At 69.6% G+C, this 16,030-nt stretch carries 17 protein-coding genes; 14 read left to right on the top strand and 3 right to left on the bottom strand.

Going from position 1 to position 16,030, the window contains the following annotated elements; translation table 11 throughout:
- Positions 1-5: 5 nt before the first annotated feature.
- A complete protein-coding gene (gene flgA, locus HND91_RS15420) occupies positions 6-995 on the top strand; it encodes a flagellar basal body P-ring formation chaperone FlgA (protein WP_181707495.1) in 990 nt (329 codons plus the stop codon).
- Positions 992-1,747, top strand: coding sequence for a flagellar basal body L-ring protein FlgH (gene flgH / locus HND91_RS15415; RefSeq protein ID WP_181707494.1), 756 nt, complete (start codon positions 992-994; stop codon positions 1,745-1,747). The genes flgA and flgH overlap by 4 nt, the downstream gene beginning before the upstream one ends.
- Before the next feature lie 270 nt (positions 1,748-2,017).
- Here flgH and HND91_RS15410 read toward each other — a convergent pair whose 3' ends face one another.
- The 3 genes from HND91_RS15410 to HND91_RS15400 form a co-directional block, all read right to left on the bottom strand.
- Positions 2,018-2,527 carry a DUF29 domain-containing protein gene (locus HND91_RS15410; protein WP_181707493.1) on the bottom strand — a complete coding sequence of 170 codons (510 nt, stop codon included), beginning with the start codon at positions 2,525-2,527 and terminating at the stop codon, positions 2,018-2,020.
- Between the two features lie 187 nt (positions 2,528-2,714).
- Positions 2,715-3,131 carry an RNA polymerase-binding protein DksA gene (gene dksA / locus HND91_RS15405; RefSeq protein ID WP_181707492.1) on the bottom strand — a complete coding sequence of 139 codons (417 nt, stop codon included), beginning with the start codon at positions 3,129-3,131 and terminating at the stop codon, positions 2,715-2,717.
- A gap of 149 nt (positions 3,132-3,280) precedes the next feature.
- A complete protein-coding gene (locus tag HND91_RS15400; protein ID WP_181707491.1) occupies positions 3,281-3,712 on the bottom strand; it encodes a flagellar assembly protein FliX in 432 nt (143 codons plus the stop codon).
- Between the two features lie 231 nt (positions 3,713-3,943).
- Between HND91_RS15400 and HND91_RS15395 the strand changes: the two genes are divergently transcribed.
- The 12 genes from HND91_RS15395 to HND91_RS15340 all read left to right on the top strand — a co-directional run bounded on the left by HND91_RS15395 (position 3,944) and on the right by HND91_RS15340 (position 15,910).
- The gene (locus HND91_RS15395) at positions 3,944-5,059 is read left to right on the top strand and encodes a flagellar basal body P-ring protein FlgI (protein WP_181707490.1); all 1,116 of its coding nucleotides are present in this window, start codon (positions 3,944-3,946) and stop codon (positions 5,057-5,059) included.
- A complete protein-coding gene (locus HND91_RS15390; protein ID WP_181707489.1) occupies positions 5,059-5,367 on the top strand; it encodes a rod-binding protein in 309 nt (102 codons plus the stop codon). The genes HND91_RS15395 and HND91_RS15390 overlap by 1 nt, the downstream gene beginning before the upstream one ends.
- On the top strand, positions 5,364-5,843 hold the full coding sequence (locus HND91_RS15385; RefSeq protein WP_181707488.1) for a flagellar protein FlgN: 480 nt from the start codon (positions 5,364-5,366) through the stop codon (positions 5,841-5,843). The genes HND91_RS15390 and HND91_RS15385 overlap by 4 nt, the downstream gene beginning before the upstream one ends.
- Before the next feature lie 172 nt (positions 5,844-6,015).
- Positions 6,016-6,444, top strand: coding sequence for a flagellar protein FlaG (locus tag HND91_RS15380; protein ID WP_181707487.1), 429 nt, complete (start codon positions 6,016-6,018; stop codon positions 6,442-6,444).
- Positions 6,445-6,627: 183 nt separating this feature from the next.
- Positions 6,628-7,605, top strand: a complete 978-nt coding sequence (locus tag HND91_RS15375) for a glycosyltransferase family 2 protein (protein ID WP_181707486.1) — start codon at positions 6,628-6,630, stop codon at positions 7,603-7,605.
- A gap of 32 nt (positions 7,606-7,637) precedes the next feature.
- Positions 7,638-8,294 (top strand): class I SAM-dependent methyltransferase, encoded by a 657-nt coding sequence (locus tag HND91_RS15370; protein WP_181707485.1) that lies wholly within the window; start codon positions 7,638-7,640, stop codon positions 8,292-8,294.
- A 16-nt stretch (positions 8,295-8,310) separates the two neighbouring features.
- Positions 8,311-10,476, top strand: a complete 2,166-nt coding sequence (locus tag HND91_RS15365) for a glycosyltransferase family 2 protein (RefSeq protein WP_181707484.1) — start codon at positions 8,311-8,313, stop codon at positions 10,474-10,476.
- Positions 10,477-10,604: 128 nt separating this feature from the next.
- On the top strand, positions 10,605-11,390 hold the full coding sequence (locus HND91_RS15360; protein WP_181707483.1) for a hypothetical protein: 786 nt from the start codon (positions 10,605-10,607) through the stop codon (positions 11,388-11,390).
- A gap of 48 nt (positions 11,391-11,438) precedes the next feature.
- A complete protein-coding gene (locus tag HND91_RS15355; protein ID WP_181707482.1) occupies positions 11,439-12,197 on the top strand; it encodes a hypothetical protein in 759 nt (252 codons plus the stop codon).
- 26 nt (positions 12,198-12,223) lie between these two features.
- Positions 12,224-13,006 carry a hypothetical protein gene (locus HND91_RS15350; protein WP_181707481.1) on the top strand — a complete coding sequence of 261 codons (783 nt, stop codon included), beginning with the start codon at positions 12,224-12,226 and terminating at the stop codon, positions 13,004-13,006.
- A 17-nt stretch (positions 13,007-13,023) separates the two neighbouring features.
- Positions 13,024-13,830, top strand: coding sequence for a P-loop NTPase family protein (locus tag HND91_RS15345; protein WP_181707480.1), 807 nt, complete (start codon positions 13,024-13,026; stop codon positions 13,828-13,830).
- Between the two features lie 1,243 nt (positions 13,831-15,073).
- Positions 15,074-15,910 (top strand): flagellin N-terminal helical domain-containing protein, encoded by an 837-nt coding sequence (locus HND91_RS15340; protein ID WP_181707479.1) that lies wholly within the window; start codon positions 15,074-15,076, stop codon positions 15,908-15,910.
- The last annotated feature ends 120 nt before the right edge of the window (positions 15,911-16,030 follow it).

The raw sequence follows: 16,030 nt of genomic DNA, 5'->3' as shown, positions 1-16,030 counted from the left end.
CGGCCATGACGCGCGTCTTCTTCACCCGCCTCGCGATCGCCACCCTGATCGCCATGCTGCTCGCCGCCGCCATCTCGATCCGGCCGGCCGCCGCCGAGGGCCTCCTCAAGCGGGAGGTCACCGTCGCCGGCGACGTCGTCACCCTCGGCGATCTCTTCGACGGCGCCGGCCCGCTCGCCGGCACGCCCGTCTTCCAGGCGCCCGACCCGGGCGTCGACGGCGAACTCCCGGTCGAGGACGCCGTGGAGGCCGCCCGCCGGGTCGGCCTGCCGATCGTCTACCCGCGCTTCGCCACCGTCCGGGTCATGCGCCCGGCGACCACCATCGACGCCGCCACCTTCGAGCGCCTCGTCCGCGACGCCGCCGCCGCCCGCATCGCCGCCCGGCCCGACGACGTCGCCGTCACGTTCGAGGGCCTCGTCGACACGATCGCCGCCGACGCTTCGTCGGCGAGCCCGGCCGTTCTCGCCGCCTTCGCGCTCCAGTCCGGCACCGGTCGCTTCTCCGCCAAGGTCACGGTGGACGTCGGCGCCGCCAGCCGCACCGTCGACCTCTCGGGCACCGCCGTGGAGACCGTGGAACTGCCCGTCGTCACCCGCCCCCTCGCCCGCGGCGCCATCCTGTCCGCCGCCGACGTGACCCTGGAGCGGGTCGACCGGCGCCGGGTCGCCCGCGGCGCCCTCACCGACCTCGACCAGGCCGTCGGCATGGCGGCCCGCCGGCCGCTCCGCGCCGGCGACACCCTCGCGGCCAACGACCTGGACTCGCCGCGCCTCGTCAGCCGCAACGAGCTCGTCACGCTCCTCTACCAGAAGCCCGGCCTCACCCTGTCGGCCCGCGGCCGCGCCCTTTCCGACGGCGCGTCCGGCTCTCTCGTCAGCGTCCTCAACGAACAGTCCAAGCGGGTCGTCCAGGGCGTCGTCACCGCCCCCGGCGTGGTGCAGGTCACCACATCCGCGTCCCGCCTCGCCAGCGTCGGAGTTGCGTCCCCATGACGTCCCGCCCCATCCGCCCCGCCCGCGCGCTCCTCATCCTCGCCGCCGCCCTGCCGGTCGCCGCCTGCGGCTCCCAGGTCGACCGGCTGAAGCAGGTCGGCCAGGCGCCGCCGCTCTCGGCCATCGAGAACCCCACCGCCTCGCCCGGATACCGGCCGGTGCAGATGCCCATGCCGGTCACCGAGCCCGTGTCCTACGCACCGAATTCGCTCTGGCAGTCCGGCGCGCGCACCTTCTTCAAGGACCAGCGCGCCCGCAGCGTCGGCGACATCCTCACCGTCAAGGTCCGGATCACCGACAAGGCCGAGCTTGAGAACAGCACGGAGCGCACCCGCACCTCGTCCGACAGCCTCGGCGTCCAGGGCGTCATCGGCACCCAGCTTCTGAAGATCCTGCCCGACGGCACGTCCGCCGACGCGCTCGTGTCGAGCGAGGGCGACATGTCCGCCCGCGGCACCGGCACGGTCAACCGCGCCGAGGCGGTCACCACCACCGTCGCGGCGGTGGTCACCCAGACGCTGCCGAACGGCAACCTGGTGATCGAAGGCCGCCAGGAGGTCCGCATCAATTTCGAGGTCCGCGAACTGATCGTCGCCGGCGTGGTCCGCCCGGAGGACATCGCCTCCGACAACACCATCGACAGCGCCAAGATCGCCGAGGCGCGCATCTCCTACGGCGGCCGCGGCCAGATCACCGACGTGCAGCAACCCCGCTACGGCCAGCAGGTGCTCGACATCATCCTGCCCTTCTGACGACTGGCCATCCGGCGCCAACCCGCCCATCCGACCGGTCGATCCGTCCCGACGGACCGTCCGGTCCCTCCCCTTCCCGCGCCGGCGCTCCCCAGGCCGTCCGCGCGGGACGACCGCCCGCGCGCCGCTCCCCGCTCTGGCGCGACGGGCACCCGACCGGCGCTCCCCGCACTCATCCGGTCGGATGACGTCGGGTGCGGCCGGGTCCTGTCCCCAAGGGCCCCGGCCGCACCCGTCTTCGCTCCTGTTGCAAAGCTCGCGCAGGCTCTCTCAGGCGTCCGGCGCTCCGCCGTCCGTCGCCATGGCGATCCGGGCCAATCCGTCCGCCACCGAGAAAGTCTCCACCGCGATATCCACGATCGCGAACGGACAGGCGGTCGGTAGTCCCGGCCGGAGTGCTTCTCCGTCGGCCTCCAGGGCGGCCGCCGCTTCCCGCACCGCCCGCGCCCAGACGAGATCGCAGTCGATCCGCTGCGCCATGGACGGCGTGAACCGGCCCAGGAACTCGTTGTGGAAGCCGACGATCTCCTTGCCCCAATGCTTCACGGCGGGTGCGAGTGGCGAGGAGGCGATCTTGATCAGGTGCACGAACACCTGCCGGAGATGGCTCTCGGCCGCCGCCCGCTCGGACCATCCCACGCTTTCGATCTCCTCCGCCACCGCCACGAGATCGAGGTCGTTCGGCGCCGGCTGCAAAGTCGCGGCAAGCCGTCGCAGCGCCGTCGCCTGGGCTTCCGTCCAGGCGTGGAAATCCTCTTCGTAAAGGGGATGGCGATCCATGGCGTCCGTCCCGATCCAGTTCGGCCATACTAGCTCAGTCCGCGCGCCACGGCACACCGGTCCGTAACGCCGCAGCGGGTCGGGGCGTCGTCACGCCCCGCTCGAGCCTTCCCCCACCACGAAAAAGGGCGACGAAGCTCCTCGCTTCGCCGCCCTCAAATCCGTCTTCGCCCGGCCTCCGGCCGGCTCAGTCGTCGCGGTAGACCCGTTCGCGTCGCTCGTGCCGCTCCTGCGCCTCGATGGACAGGGTGGCGATCGGGCGCGCGTCCAGGCGCTTCAGCGAGATCGGCTCCCCCGTCTCCTCGCAATAGCCGTAGGAGCCGTCATCGATCCGCTTCATCGCGGCATCGATCTTGGAGATCAGCTTGCGCTGCCGGTCCCTCGCCCGAAGCTCGATGGCGCGGTCGGTCTCCGACGAGGCGCGGTCCGCGATGTCCGGCAAGTTGATGTTGTCGTCCTGAAGGTGCTGAAGGGTCTCCTTGCTCTCCTTCAGGATCTCCTCCTTCCAGGCGAGCAGCTTGCGCCGGAAATACTCCCTTTGGCGGTCGTTCATGAACGGCTCGTCTTCCGTCGGCCGATAGTCATCCGCCAGATCGATCGACATCCGATATCCTCTCCTGCCTCGAATGCGGGCCGGAATATAGCCATGCAAGCCGTCTGCCACAACAGCCGACGCGTCACTTCGTCCACTCTTCATATAAAAGCTGAAAGATGAACGAAGACATGGACTTCCGGTGCGTCCTTCGCGCCGGATCACGACCTGTTCAGAAATCGGCCTTGCTTGGCGAGCTCCACTTCGGCCCGAAGGGCGATGTCTTCGATGAGCGAGTCGAGGCCCGGATCCCCGCTCGGCTCCAGCGAAACGAGCAGCGCCGCGGCCCGGTCGAGGGCCGTCCCGGAAAGGCCGCCGCCGAGGAACGCGAGCTTGATCTCCTCCAGGACGTCGAGCAGTTCGTTGCCCTTGCGGACGGTGCGCCGCCGCCGCTGGCGCGGCAGGTCGTCCTCCACCGACTGCAGCGCGATCAGCGCGTCGAGCCCGGCGAGCACCGGCGCGTGGGCGCCGCCCATGGGGCGCGCCTCCGGTTCCGCCGTCGCCGGCGCGAACGATCCGCCCGCCATCGCGGCGCGGCGCGTGGCGCCCCCCGCCTGGGGGCCGACAGCTCGGCTCGGCCCGTTGATCCGCATGCCCATGCATTCCTGTGAATGTCGACCGGCAATTTCCGTCCGGTTCGGTTAACGGGTCGTTAAACGGACGGCAGAACTTGCCGACAGGGTTGACGACGCCCGAACGCGACCTGGCGGCCGGATCCGAAAAGCCAATCAAAACAGTCCGTTCCAGGAACACCGCCGCCCGTCGGTGTGGCATGCGCCTTGCGTGGGGCCGACCAAGACCCGCCTCCCTGACCGAGGACAAGCATGCTGTCGCGTTGGTTCGGCCTCCTGGCCCTCGCCGTCCTGATCTCCGCCGCCGGCCTCGTCCCGGCGGGCGCCGCGTCCCGCATCAAGGACATCGTCGACGTGGAGGGCGTCCGCGAGAACCAGCTCATCGGCTATGGCCTCGTGGTCGGCCTGCAGGGCACCGGCGACAGCCTCAACAACGCGCCCTTCACCCGCCAGAGCCTCCAAGCGATGCTGGAGCGGCTCGGCGTCAACGTGCGCGACGCCAACATGCGCACCGCCAACACGGCGGCCGTCATGGTCACCGCCCACCTGCCGCCCTTCGCCACCAACGGCACGCGCATCGACGTCACGGTCAGCGCCCTCGGCGACGCCAAGAACCTCCAGGGCGGCACCCTTCTGGTCACGCCGCTCCTCGGCGCGGACGGCGAGGTCTACGCCATCGCGCAAGGCCCGCTCGCCATCGGCGGCTTCAAGGCCGAGGGCGACGCGGCCACCATCGTGCGCGGCGTTCCCACCCAGGGCCGCATCGCCAACGGCGCCGTCATCGAGCGCGAGATCACCTACCAGCTCAATGCCCAGAGCAGCCTGCGCCTGTCGCTGCGCAACCCGGATCTCACCACGGCCCGGCGCATCGCCCTCGCGATCAACGACCTGATGGGCACCGGCGTCGCCGAGCCGACCGACCCGGGCACCGTGCGCGTCTCCGTTCCGCCCAAATTCCGTGGGAACATCGTCGATCTCCTGACCGACATCGAGCAGTTGATCGTCGAGCCTGATCTCCCCGCCAAGGTGGTGGTGGACGAGGCGACCGGCATCATCGTCATGGGGCAGGACGTCCGGGTGTCCACCGTCGCGGTGGCCCAGGGCAATCTGACGGTGCTGGTCACGGAGGATCCCCAGGTTTCCCAGCCGAACCCGCTCGCCGACGGGCAGACCGTCGTCGTGCCGCGGACCCAGGTGGACGTGCTCGACGACAGCGAGCGCAAGCTCGCCGTGGTCCGCACCGGCATCAGCCTGCAGGAACTGGTCGACGGCCTCAACGCCCTCGGGCTCGGCCCGCGCGACCTGATCTCCATCCTGCAGGCGATCAAGGCGGCGGGCGCCCTTCAGGCCGAAGTCGAGGTGATGTGATGAACGCCCTCGACACCGTCGCCATCCAGAGCGCAGTGTCTGCGCCCCGGCTGAAGCCAGGCGCCGGCGCCGACAAGGCCAGGGCCGTCGCCATGGAATTCGAGGCGGTCTTCGTCGCCGATGCGCTGAAGACCATGTGGCAGGGCGTCTCGACGGATCCCCTCACCGGTGGCGGCACCGGGTCGGAGACCTGGCGGGACATGCTGGCCGACCGATACGCGGACCGTTTCGTGGCGCGCGGCGGCCTTGGACTGGCCGAGCCGATCGCCCGCGAGTTGCTGAAGATCCAGGAGGAGAGCGCAGCATGACGAGTGTTCAGGGAGCGGCCCGGGAGACCCGGATCGCCACCAGGGAAGCGGCCGAGGCGCTCATCGCCGAACTCAACGTGGCGATGGACGAGGTGCTGGCGCTCCTCGGCGAGGAGACGGCCCTCGTGAAGGCCGGCAAGCTGAAGGCGGCCACCGCCCTCGCCGAGCGCAAGAACGAGAAGGCCGCCGAATACACCCGGATGATGATCCTCGCCCGTGACGAGGTGGCCGCCCTCGGCCGGCTCGCCCCCCGGAGCACCGAGATGCTGCGCCGGCGTCACGAGGTGTTCCGCGCCGAAGTGCAGATCAACCTCGCCGTGCTCGCCACCGCCCGCGACGTGGCGGAGGACCTCCTGCGCTCGGTCGCGACCGAGGTCGGCACCATGGACCGTCCGGCCACCTACGGCCGCGCCGGTCGCCCGGGCGACGTGGTGGACACCACCATGCGCGGCATCGCGGTCGACCGAAACTTTTAGTCAACCTTTTCCGGTCTTGGCGACGGCGTGTTCACCAGGCCCGGCAAACCGCGGAATTCCAGGCGAATCATAAAATTTGAATGATTCGCTGAACGCCGTCTCAATCCCTCTTCGTTAGGGTCAGCCTTGGAGCGCCAGATCCGATCCGGCGCACAACCGAGGATGACTCGAGATGGAAATCGGCAGCGTCAAACCGGCGGTGTCCGGTCTGGTGGCGCCGACGCCAAGAGCGCCGGCCGCCAGCGAAACGGCGGTCCGGACGGATCTGGCCGGCCCCAAGGCCGTGACCGACACGCCCAAGGGCGAGCGGACGGGCTACGAGACCCGTTCGTCGAACGACGAGCGGGCCGCCCGCACCGAAGCGGCCAAGTCGGCCCGCGACAAGATCAAGTCGGACGCGGCGTCGCGCGAGGTCGAGCGGGAAGTTGAATACGACCGCAAGTCTGAAGAATTCGTCTTCAAGAAGATCGACGTCCAGTCCGGCGACGTGGTCCAGCAGGTGCCGGAGGAGGCCGTCCTCAGGATGCGCGCCGCCATCCAGGCGTGGGACAGCGTCTCCACCGGTCGCGGCCAGGCGCCGAGCGTCGATCTGCGCACCTGACCGGCGCCGCCGGACAAGCGGCGTCGTTCCTCCACCCGCCGGCCGCTTCGGCCTGGCGGGCCGAAGCCGTTGGCGGCCGCCGCCACCCGCTTTCATAGTAAATGCACGATATTTTAACCATGTCGGGCGGACTCTTTCCCGGACCAGGACCAGCCTGGGCCTCCGAGGACGAGCCCGACCCCCATGCAACTCGCCGCTGTCATCCCGGCCTACAACTCTGCCGGAACGATCGGCCCCCTGGTCGCCGACCTGCTTCGCCAGCCCTTCGTCGCCCAGGTGATCGTGGTGGACGACGCCTCCACCGACACGACCGCGTCGACCGCCTCGCTGGCCGCCTCCGGCGACCCGCGCTTCAGGCTGGTCCGCCAGCCGGAGAACCGGGGCGCCGGCGCGGCCCGCAATCGCGGGATGCTGGAGATCACCGCTCCCTACGCCGTCTTCCTCGACGCCGACGACGCCATCGTGCCGGACGTGATCGGCGCCGCCGTCGGCCACCTCGACCGGTTCGGCGGCGACTTCATCCTTTACCGCTACGCCACCTTCAGACACGCCCCCGCCGAGATGGGCGCCATGAACCGGCTCGACGTGGACGTCTGGCGGCGACAGATGGAGGATCGCGAGCTCGTCGCCTTCACGCGCGACGAGGGCGCCGGCTTCCTGGCGCTCGTCAACTTCCCCTGGACCCGGATCCACCGCACGGCGGCGCTCCGCGCCTACGGCCTGCACTTCTCCGAGACGCGCGTCCACAACGACGTCTTCGCCCATTGGCAGAGCTTCCTGGAGTCGGAGCGCTTCATCGCCTTCAACCGCGTCGGCGTGCTCCACAAGGTCAGCGGCTCCGACCACCATCTGAACAACCAGTTCACCCGGCAGCGCTTCGACATCTTCACCGCCTTCGAGGAGGTGGACAGGCTGTTCCAGGGTCGGTCGGACCGGGCCGCTCTCCACCCCTTCTACCTCTTCTTCCGGGTGACGGTGCTCGACTGGATCCACGCGAACCTGCCCCGCGACCTGATGGCGGAATTCCAGGGCCGCGTCGCCCGCGCGTTCGCCGATTTCGACGCCGACAGCTACGCCCGCTGCCGCCGGCTCTTCGGGTCCGTCGCCGACCGGTGCGTCCGGGCCAAGCTGTCGCCGGCTTCCGTCTGGCCGATCCGGTGACGAGCACCGCCCTTCATCAAGGACCCGGACCGATGACCACCTCCGCCTTTTCCTCCGCCGGCTACTGGGACCAGCGCTATCGGGCGGGCGGCACGTCCGGAGCCGGGTCCATGGGCGTTCTCGCCCGCTACAAGGCGGCCTTCCTCAACCGGTTCGTGGCCGACAACGCGGTCGCGGGCGTGGTCGAACTCGGCTGCGGCGACGGCCAGCAGCTCGCGCTCTACGATTTCCCCGCCTACACCGGCCTCGACGTCTCGCCCACCATCGTGGCGCGCTGCCAGAGCCTCTTCGCCGGCCGGCCGGACGTCCGTTTCCTCACGACCGACCGCATCGCCGAGGTTGCGCCCGCGCCGCTCTCCATGTCGATCGACGTCATCTTCCACCTGGTCGAGGACGACGTCTTCCACCGCTACATGACCCAGCTTTTCGGCCTCGCCGAGCGCTACGTGGTCGTCTACTCCAGCAACGTCGACCTCGCCTGGCGCGACCGGCACGTCCGCCACCGCCGGCTTACCGATCACGTGCTGGCCGCCCATCCGTCCTGGTCGCTCGCCGCGCACCTGCCGAACCTCTTCCCCTACGACCCGGCGCGACCGGACGAGACGTCCTTCGCCGACTTCTTCGTGTTCCGCCGCGACCGGGCTGATCCGGTCCGCATCGCTGCGCCGGGCCTCGCGGATCTCCGCTGAACCCTACAGGACGTCCATGTCGCTCCCGCCCGTCCTCGTCTCCCTCGCGGTCATCAGCCAACGGCTTCCGGCGCTCGAATTCGTCATCGCCTCGCTGCTCGAGCAGACCTTGTCGCCCGCGAAGGTCATGCTGGCGATCTCGCCGGAGCCCTACCTCCTCGATGCCGGCGTCCGGCCCGACGACCTGCCGGCGTTCGTGCGCCGGGAGATCGAATCCGGCCGGGTGGAGCTGATGGTCGTCCCGAACATCGGCTCCTACCGCAAGCTCATGCCGGTCCTGGAGCGCGCGGCCGGGACGCCCACCTGGGTGGCGACAGCGGACGACGACGTCCTCTATCCGCCGCGCTGGCTGGAAGGCCTCTACCGGGCCGCGGCTCCCACCGGCGCCATCGCGGCCTACCGGGCGCGGGTCGCCCGGGTGGAGGACGGCCGGCTCACCCCCTACGAGAGCTGGCCTCTTCTCCATCGCGACAAGGTGGTCGACCAGACCGGCGGGCTCGGCATCTTCCCGACCGGGCGCGGCGGCGTGCTCTACCGCACAGACGCCTTCCCGAGTCTCGCCATCGTGGAAGCCCTCCGCCGCCTCGCTCCCGCCCAGGACGACCTAGCCTTCCGCGTCGCCACGCTCCTGACCCGCACGCCGGTGGTGCCCGTCCCGCCGTCCGATGCGGGAGCCGGCCACTGGGAGTTCCCGAGCGCCATGGGGCCGACCCCCGGCCTCTACGACCAGCTGAACGCCTCCGGGGCGAACGACGAAGCGCTCGCCACTCTCGCGCAGGCCGTCCGTTCGAAGCTCGACCTGCCGGCTCTCCTGACGCCGCCGGTCAGCGCGACCTCGAAGCCGGCCGTCGGCTTCTCCTTCTCCAATGCCGGCCTGACGTCCTCCCTGGAGCGCAAGCCCATGGCCGTCATGAAGGACGAACCGGCGCCGGCGATCGACCGGCCGCGCGCGGCCTCCGTTCCGGCCGGACCAAGCGAACCATCCGAAGCTCCGCTCCTTTCCATCTGCGTGCCCACCTTCAACCGCCGGGCCCTTCTGGAGCGCAACGTGACGTTCCACCTGGAGTCCTTCAGCGCGCTCGGCATACCATTCGAGATCGTCATCGCCGACGACTGCTCCACCGACGGGACGGCGGACTATCTCGCGAGCCTTTCCGGCGAGCCACGCGTTCGGGCCATTCGGCGCGCCCGAAACTCCGGCTTCCTCGACAACTACGCCTTCGTGATGCGCCGCGCCCGTGGCAAGTACGCCATCTTCCTCGGCGACGACGATCTTCTCATTCCCGAGACGGTGGTCGACTACATCGGTCGCATGGAGGCAGACCCCAGCCTCGGCATGGTCCAGGCGCCCTGGCTGATGATGGACGAGCGACCCGGCGGCGGCCCGATCGGCCCCTTCTACAGGATCCCGGGCGAGACCCGCTTCGCGCGCGGCGCCTATCAGCCCTTCCTGCAGTTCCTGTTCGACCACCACGTCTTTCCGGAATTCATGATCATCCGCCGGGACATCCTCGCCGGTTCGATCTCCTCCGCCTGCCCCTTCATATTCTGGGCCTTCCTCTACACGGCCCGGGCGCTCGCCCACGCGGACATCCTGTTCATCCCGGAACCGTTCGCCCGGGTGACCGCCGTCTCCAGCGACCCGCGCACCCAGCAGGGCAACAGCGAGACCATGTTCCAGTGGGACCGTTATCGGGGCGGCATTGAATATGTCGCCTCGCTTGCCTTCCCGGACGACCGCACACCGGCAACCGAGCGCAAGCCGCTGGTCGACCACATCAACCGGTTCATGCACATTCGCCAGAGCGTGGCGCTCAGGCTTCTCATCGGGGCCCAGCACTGGGCGGAAGCCTACATCTTGCATCACCGGCTCGCCGCCTACGGCGCAAGCCCGCTCAACCGCGCCATGCAGGACAAGGTGCGCACCGCCGCCGCTTTCGCGACCGCCGCGGAGGAGGCTGCCAGCTACGCGGCCGGCCCGGTCGTTCTCGACCCTGCCATCGACGGCGCGCTCCTGGAGGCCCTCAAGCCCGCCGTGAAGGCCCGGCTCAGCCGCGCCGCGCCGGCGGAGGCCGCCACCGTCCCCCTCGCCTTCCTGCGGCTCGATCCCGCCTTCCCGCCGGCCCTCAAGGCGGACGATGCCGTTTTCGACGTCCGGGAATATCTGGCCCAGTTCGTGTGATGTCGACAGCGGTCGGAGGCGGCCGCACCCCCTGTCTGCGGCCGGAGATGTCGCCGCCTCAACTCATTCGCTTAACCGCATATTAACTCTGTCGGTTCAGCATCCGTAAAGCATAGCGGAGGCTGACCATGAAGATCCTCGTCTGTATCCCGGCCTATCGGCAGTCGGTCAGCACGACTTGCCTCCAGAGCCTCGTCCAGCTGTTCACCAGCTTTGGCAAGTCCTACGACCACATCTCGCTGGACCTGAAGATCGCCCAGGCGACGGTGGTTCACCGGGCGCGGAATGCCTTCGCGAGCGTCACCCTGGAGGATCCGAGCTACAGCCACATGCTGCTCGTCGATCCGGACATCGGCTTCCGGCCGAGCCTGCTTGAACGCATGCTCGCCTTCGACGAACCGGTCGTCGGCGCCACCTATCCGACCGGCGCGCTCAACCGCGACGCCTTCGCCGAACGGGCTCGCGAGGTCTCCACCGGCGCCGAGGCGGAGATCTGCGCACTCGACTACGCCGGCGGCGGCGATGCCGTGATGCTTTCCGACAACCCGGCCGAGCAGGGCGCCAAGGACCTGATCCTGCGCAACGGCTTCATGCGCGTCGCCCGGGTCGGCAACGACCTCCTCCTCGTCCGCCGCGACGCCCTGGAGCGGATCCACGACGCCTATCCGGAGCTCTACCTGCCGAACGGCGCCGAGCCCTACCGCCAGTTCGGCATCACCGGCCCGGTCCTGCAGGCGTTCGACCCCATGACCGAGGCCCCGACCGGCCTCTTCGGCGACGAGGACGCGTTCGCCCAGCGGTGGGCCGCCACCGGCGGCGATCTCTGGGCCTGCTTCGTGGAGCCGGTCCAGCGGCGGGTGGAGGACACCATCGCCGGCCACTTCCTCACCAAGCTGCAGTTCGGCCACGTCTGAGACGCCATCCACTCCGAAGCATCCCGCCCGCCGGCGGAGGAGCCAGCCATGCGTATCCTGATCGGGTCCCCGACCGCCGACGGCGACGTGGAACTCTCCTACTGCAGCGCCCTCCTGACGCTCGTCGGCACCTTCATGCGGACGCGGCCGGACATCACGTTCGAGCTCGACATGCCGCAGGGCCGCGATATCGCTGGCGCCCGCGACCGGCTCGCCAACAAGGTCCTCGACGAGCCGGACTACACCCATCTCCTGTTCGTCGACGCCGACATGGGCTTTCGCCCGGCCCTCATCGAGACCCTGATCAAGGCCGACAAGCCGATCATCGGCACCATCGCGCCCCAGCGGCACCGGGATCTCGACCTTCTGCGCGAAATGCACGGCACCTACCAGAACGGCATGCTCGCCGAGGTCTGCGCCGCCAGCTACACGCCCGGCCTCGACTCCCTCGCGCCCGAGCGCATGCTCGACGGCGAGGGCAGCCTCGGCCTGATCCAGGCCCGCCAGACCGGCGCCGGCATCCTGCTCATCCGCCGCGACGCCCTGGAGATCATGCGCCTGCGCTGCCCGCAACTGACGCTCACCCAGCCGAGCGCCGGCAGGCCGGCCGGCTTCACGCGCTTCTTCGCCCCGCGGCGCGGCCCGGAGGGCGTCCTCCTCGGCGAGGACCTGTCCTTCACCAGCCGCTGGGTGGACGAGTGCCACGGCGACCTCTGGGTCGCCGCCGACGCCATCATCACCCACGCCGGCACCCGCGTCGTCACCGGCAACTACGACCTGCGGCAGAAACTGGTCGGCGCCCGCTGACCCGCCCCTTTCCGGAAGCGATCCCGATGGCCATCCTGTTCGGCACCCCCAATTCGCGCGGCCTCATCTCGACCGTGCACTTCCAGATGGTGGTGGCGACGATCGACCATCTCCGGCGAAAGCGCCCGAACCAGCCGGTGGTGCATAAGATCGCCAACGGCTCGCTGATCGGCTTCTGCCGCAATGCGCTCGCCAGCCACGCCCTCGCCGATCCGTCCGTCAGCCATCTCCTGCTCGTCGACCCGGACATGTCGATCCCGGCCGACGTGGTCGACCAGATGCTCACCTTCGACAAGCCCGTGGTCGCCTGCCCCTACCCGACCCGCGACTGGAACCGCCAGGCTTTCGCCGAGGCCGCCCGGCGCGTCGACGACGCCTCCCTGGCCGAGGCCTGCGCCGCCACCTACGTGGGCGGCGACGAGGACCTCGTCATGGCGCCCGGGCCGAACGGCCCGCAGCCGGTCTCCCGCGGCGCCTTCGCGAAGGTGAGGAGCTGCGGCGCCGGCGTCCTCCTGATCCGCCGCGACGCCCTGGAGCGCCTCGCCGCCAAGCGGCCGGACATCGTCATCCGCGAGAAGCGCAACGACTACGCCAAGCTCGGCTACGAGGGCGACGTCATCATCGAGTGCTTCGAGCACGCCTCCGTCCGCCGCTCCGACGAAGTGGCGGAAGGCGCCGCCTTCGCGCGCTTCTGGACCGAGGACTGCGGCGGCGAGATCTGGACCCACATGGAGGCGCCCGTGTCGCGCTTCTCCGAGTACCGGTTCGTCGGCCACTTCGCCAGCAAGCTCCGCCTCGGCTTCCTCTGATCGCCGGGAGGCCGTCCATGGCAGCGACCCGAATCCTGATCGCCACGCCCACCGCGAACGGCGAAGTCTGCGCCGACTACTGCGCCACCGTCGTGCAGCTGAAGGATCACTTCGCCGCCCACCGGCCGGATGTCGCCTTCGACGTCGATTTCATCGAGACCTACGACCTGCGCCTCGTGCGCAACGTCTTCGCCTCCAAGGTGCTGAACGATTCCTCGATCAGCCATCTCCTCTTCTTCGACAGCGACATGGGCTTCTTCCCCGGCCTCGTGGAGAAGATGCTCGACAGCGGCAAGCCCGTGGTCGGCGTCGTCTCGCCGGCCCGCGCCCTCAAGGGCCCCGCCTTCGTCGACATGGCCCGCCGCTTCGCCGACGTGCGCATCGTGGAGATCTGCGCCAACGAATACATCCCGAACAAGGAGGCGTTTCGCGTCGGCGTCGACCGGGAGGACGGCAGCACCCCGGTCCTCGTCGCCCACGAGGGCTCGCTCGCCCCGGTCAGCCGCTGCGGCACCGGCATCCTGCTGATCCACCGCTCGGTCTTCGAGACGCTCGCCGACCGTCTGCCCGACATCGTCGACCGCGACGCCCCTCGCGCCGCCGCCGCCATGGGCCTCTCCGGCGCCTATCTGCGCTGCTTCGACCCGGTCCCCGACGTCGGCCCGGTCACACTCGGCGAGGACTACGCCTTCTGCCGCCGCTGGACCGACTGCGGCGGCGAGATCTTCGTCGTCATCGACGAGTTCGTCTTCCACGTCGGCCCCGCCCGCCAACCCGGCAAAGGCTCCGCCCGCTACAAATACCGCCGCGCCACCGGCCCCTGACCCCGCGCCACCGGTCCGTGCCGACCCCCACCGGCGCCCGACCCCGCGCCACCGGCCCATGCCGCCCCGCGCCACCGGCGCTTGACGCAGCGTGACCGGTACCGGGCGACCTGCCACCAGCCCCCCCGCCGGCCGCCTGGCCTCTCCGCCCGCCCCAGCCCCCCGCCGGTCGCCTGGCTACTCCGCCCGCCCCAGCCACCGCCGGCCGCCTAGCGCCTCCGCCGCCCCAGCCACCGCCGGCCGCCTGGCGTCTCCGCCGCCCCAGCCACCGCCGGCCGCCTGGCGTCTCCGCCGCCCCAGCCACCGCCGGCCGCCTGGCGTCTCCGCCGCCCCAGCCGTCATGGTCCGCGCACGCGGACCACCCACGCATTTCTCCCGCCGCCCACCCGGCGTGACCACCCCGCGCTCCCTCCGGCGTCCGGCCCCCCCTCCCCGTCATCCCGGCGAAAGCCGGGATCCAGCCGACGGCGGCCACCTCTCCCCGCCCCGGCAATCTCCACCCCATCCAGTTGGATCCCGGCCTCAGCCGGAATGACCGGCGTCGAGCGCGCACGCGGCACACACTCCCCACCACGCCCGCGCCAAACACTCCCGCCCGGCCGCCTGGCGTCTCCGCCCGCCCCAGCCGTCATGGTCCGCGCACGCGGACCACCCACGCATTTCTCCCGCCGCCCACCCGGCGTGACCACCCCACGCCCCCTCCGGCGTCCGCCCCCCTCCCCGTCATCCCGGCGAAAGCCGGGATCCAACCGACGGCGGCCACGTCTCCCCGCCTTGCCAATCTCCACCCCATCCGGTTGATCCCAGCCTCAGCCGGAATGACGGCGTCGAGCGCACATGGCACCCCCGCGACCCGCCCCCGGCCAGGGCCCAAGCCGCCGACCAGGCGTGATCACCTCACGCGTCCCCCGCCGCCCGCCTTTCCCCACTCCACCCCGACCGCTTTTCCCGCACACCCGCCCCCACCCACTCACCCCTCCCCTCGCATGTGTTGCAAAACGCAACTCAATCTGCATTCGCCATGGTTGATCAAGTATCACCGGCAAACCGCCCATAGTTAACGGTTCCATTTCCTTAACCTAAACGCCCCATTCACAGTAAACGTCGCAAGGTAAACAGCAATACCGCCTTAACCTACACACGACTTAACTATATATATTCAGATGTCATTACGGATCGTCGGGCCAAATGGTCGTGCTCCTCAGGACGAGGAGTGTATCGAAGACCAGAAAGGACCTTGGCTATGGCCAACGTGACGATTTCGACCGGCGTCCGCGCGAACCTCATCTCGCTCCAGCAGACCGCCAACATGATGTCGGAGACCCAGAACCGTCTCGCCACCGGCAAGAAGGTCAACTCCGCCCTCGACAACCCGAACTCCTTCTTCACCGCCGCGGGTCTCAACGACCGCGCCAGCGACCTTTCCACCCTTCTGGACGACATGGGCCAGGCGGTGCAGACGCTGAAGGCGGCCGACGAGGGTATCAAGAGCATCACCAGCCTGGTCGAGGCCGCCAAGGCCAAGGCCAACCAGGCGGCGCAGAGCTCGTCCAACACCGACCGCGCCAAGTTCGCCGGCGAGTACAACGAGCTCCTGACCCAAATCCAGGGCATCGCCAAGGACTCCGGCTACAAGGGCAAGAACCTCCTCGACGGCGACAGCCTCTCGGTGACGTTCAACGAGAAGGTCGGCACGGAGAAGAACTCGCTGTCCATCTCCGGCGTCAGCTACGCCGCGGACGGCGCTCTGTCGCTCACGGAAGTGGCCGACGGCGGCTGGGATACCGGTGACACCGGCGACGCGGCGATCGAGGACACCCTCAGCTCGCTCACCAACGCGCTCACCAGCCTGCGCACCCAGGCGTCCACCTTCGGTACCAATCTCACCGTCGTGGAGAACCGCCAGAACTTCACCAAGAACATGATCAACACCCTCCAGGAGGGTGCGGACTCCCTGGTGAACGCCGACAGCAACGAGGAAGGCGCCAAGCTTCTGGCCCTGCAGACCCGCCAGAGCCTCGCTTCGACGGCCCTGTCGCTCGCCTCGCAGGCCGAGCAGAACGTGCTGCGCCTCTTCTGAGGTTACCGAAGACTTAAACGACGCTCGCGAACGACCAGGCCGGCGGGGTTTTCTCCGCCGGCTTTTCCGTGCGCAATATATTCAGGTTCACGACTTCTTAGGGTTAAGCCCCCAGTATCG

Source organism: Chthonobacter rhizosphaerae (genome assembly GCF_013839525.1).
Lineage (GTDB): Bacteria > Pseudomonadota > Alphaproteobacteria > Rhizobiales > Pleomorphomonadaceae > Chthonobacter > Chthonobacter rhizosphaerae.
This window is presented reverse-complemented; position numbering and strand designations above follow the sequence as displayed.

Bases quoted from the DNA above. Each gene is read 5' to 3' on its own strand.
- flgA (WP_181707495.1), top strand. From the start codon at position 6: ATGACGCGCGTCTTCTTCACCCGCCTCGCGATCGCCACCCTGATCGCC.
- flgH (WP_181707494.1), top strand. From the start codon at position 992: ATGACGTCCCGCCCCATCCGCCCCGCCCGCGCGCTCCTCATCCTCGCC.
- HND91_RS15410 (WP_181707493.1), bottom strand. From the start codon at position 2,527: ATGGATCGCCATCCCCTTTACGAAGAGGATTTCCACGCCTGGACGGAA.
- dksA (WP_181707492.1), bottom strand. From the start codon at position 3,131: ATGTCGATCGATCTGGCGGATGACTATCGGCCGACGGAAGACGAGCCG.
- HND91_RS15400 (WP_181707491.1), bottom strand. From the start codon at position 3,712: ATGCGGATCAACGGGCCGAGCCGAGCTGTCGGCCCCCAGGCGGGGGGC.
- HND91_RS15395 (WP_181707490.1), top strand. From the start codon at position 3,944: ATGCTGTCGCGTTGGTTCGGCCTCCTGGCCCTCGCCGTCCTGATCTCC.
- HND91_RS15390 (WP_181707489.1), top strand. From the start codon at position 5,059: ATGAACGCCCTCGACACCGTCGCCATCCAGAGCGCAGTGTCTGCGCCC.
- HND91_RS15385 (WP_181707488.1), top strand. From the start codon at position 5,364: ATGACGAGTGTTCAGGGAGCGGCCCGGGAGACCCGGATCGCCACCAGG.
- HND91_RS15380 (WP_181707487.1), top strand. From the start codon at position 6,016: ATGGAAATCGGCAGCGTCAAACCGGCGGTGTCCGGTCTGGTGGCGCCG.
- HND91_RS15375 (WP_181707486.1), top strand. From the start codon at position 6,628: ATGCAACTCGCCGCTGTCATCCCGGCCTACAACTCTGCCGGAACGATC.
- HND91_RS15370 (WP_181707485.1), top strand. From the start codon at position 7,638: ATGACCACCTCCGCCTTTTCCTCCGCCGGCTACTGGGACCAGCGCTAT.
- HND91_RS15365 (WP_181707484.1), top strand. From the start codon at position 8,311: ATGTCGCTCCCGCCCGTCCTCGTCTCCCTCGCGGTCATCAGCCAACGG.
- HND91_RS15360 (WP_181707483.1), top strand. From the start codon at position 10,605: ATGAAGATCCTCGTCTGTATCCCGGCCTATCGGCAGTCGGTCAGCACG.
- HND91_RS15355 (WP_181707482.1), top strand. From the start codon at position 11,439: ATGCGTATCCTGATCGGGTCCCCGACCGCCGACGGCGACGTGGAACTC.
- HND91_RS15350 (WP_181707481.1), top strand. From the start codon at position 12,224: ATGGCCATCCTGTTCGGCACCCCCAATTCGCGCGGCCTCATCTCGACC.
- HND91_RS15345 (WP_181707480.1), top strand. From the start codon at position 13,024: ATGGCAGCGACCCGAATCCTGATCGCCACGCCCACCGCGAACGGCGAA.
- HND91_RS15340 (WP_181707479.1), top strand. From the start codon at position 15,074: ATGGCCAACGTGACGATTTCGACCGGCGTCCGCGCGAACCTCATCTCG.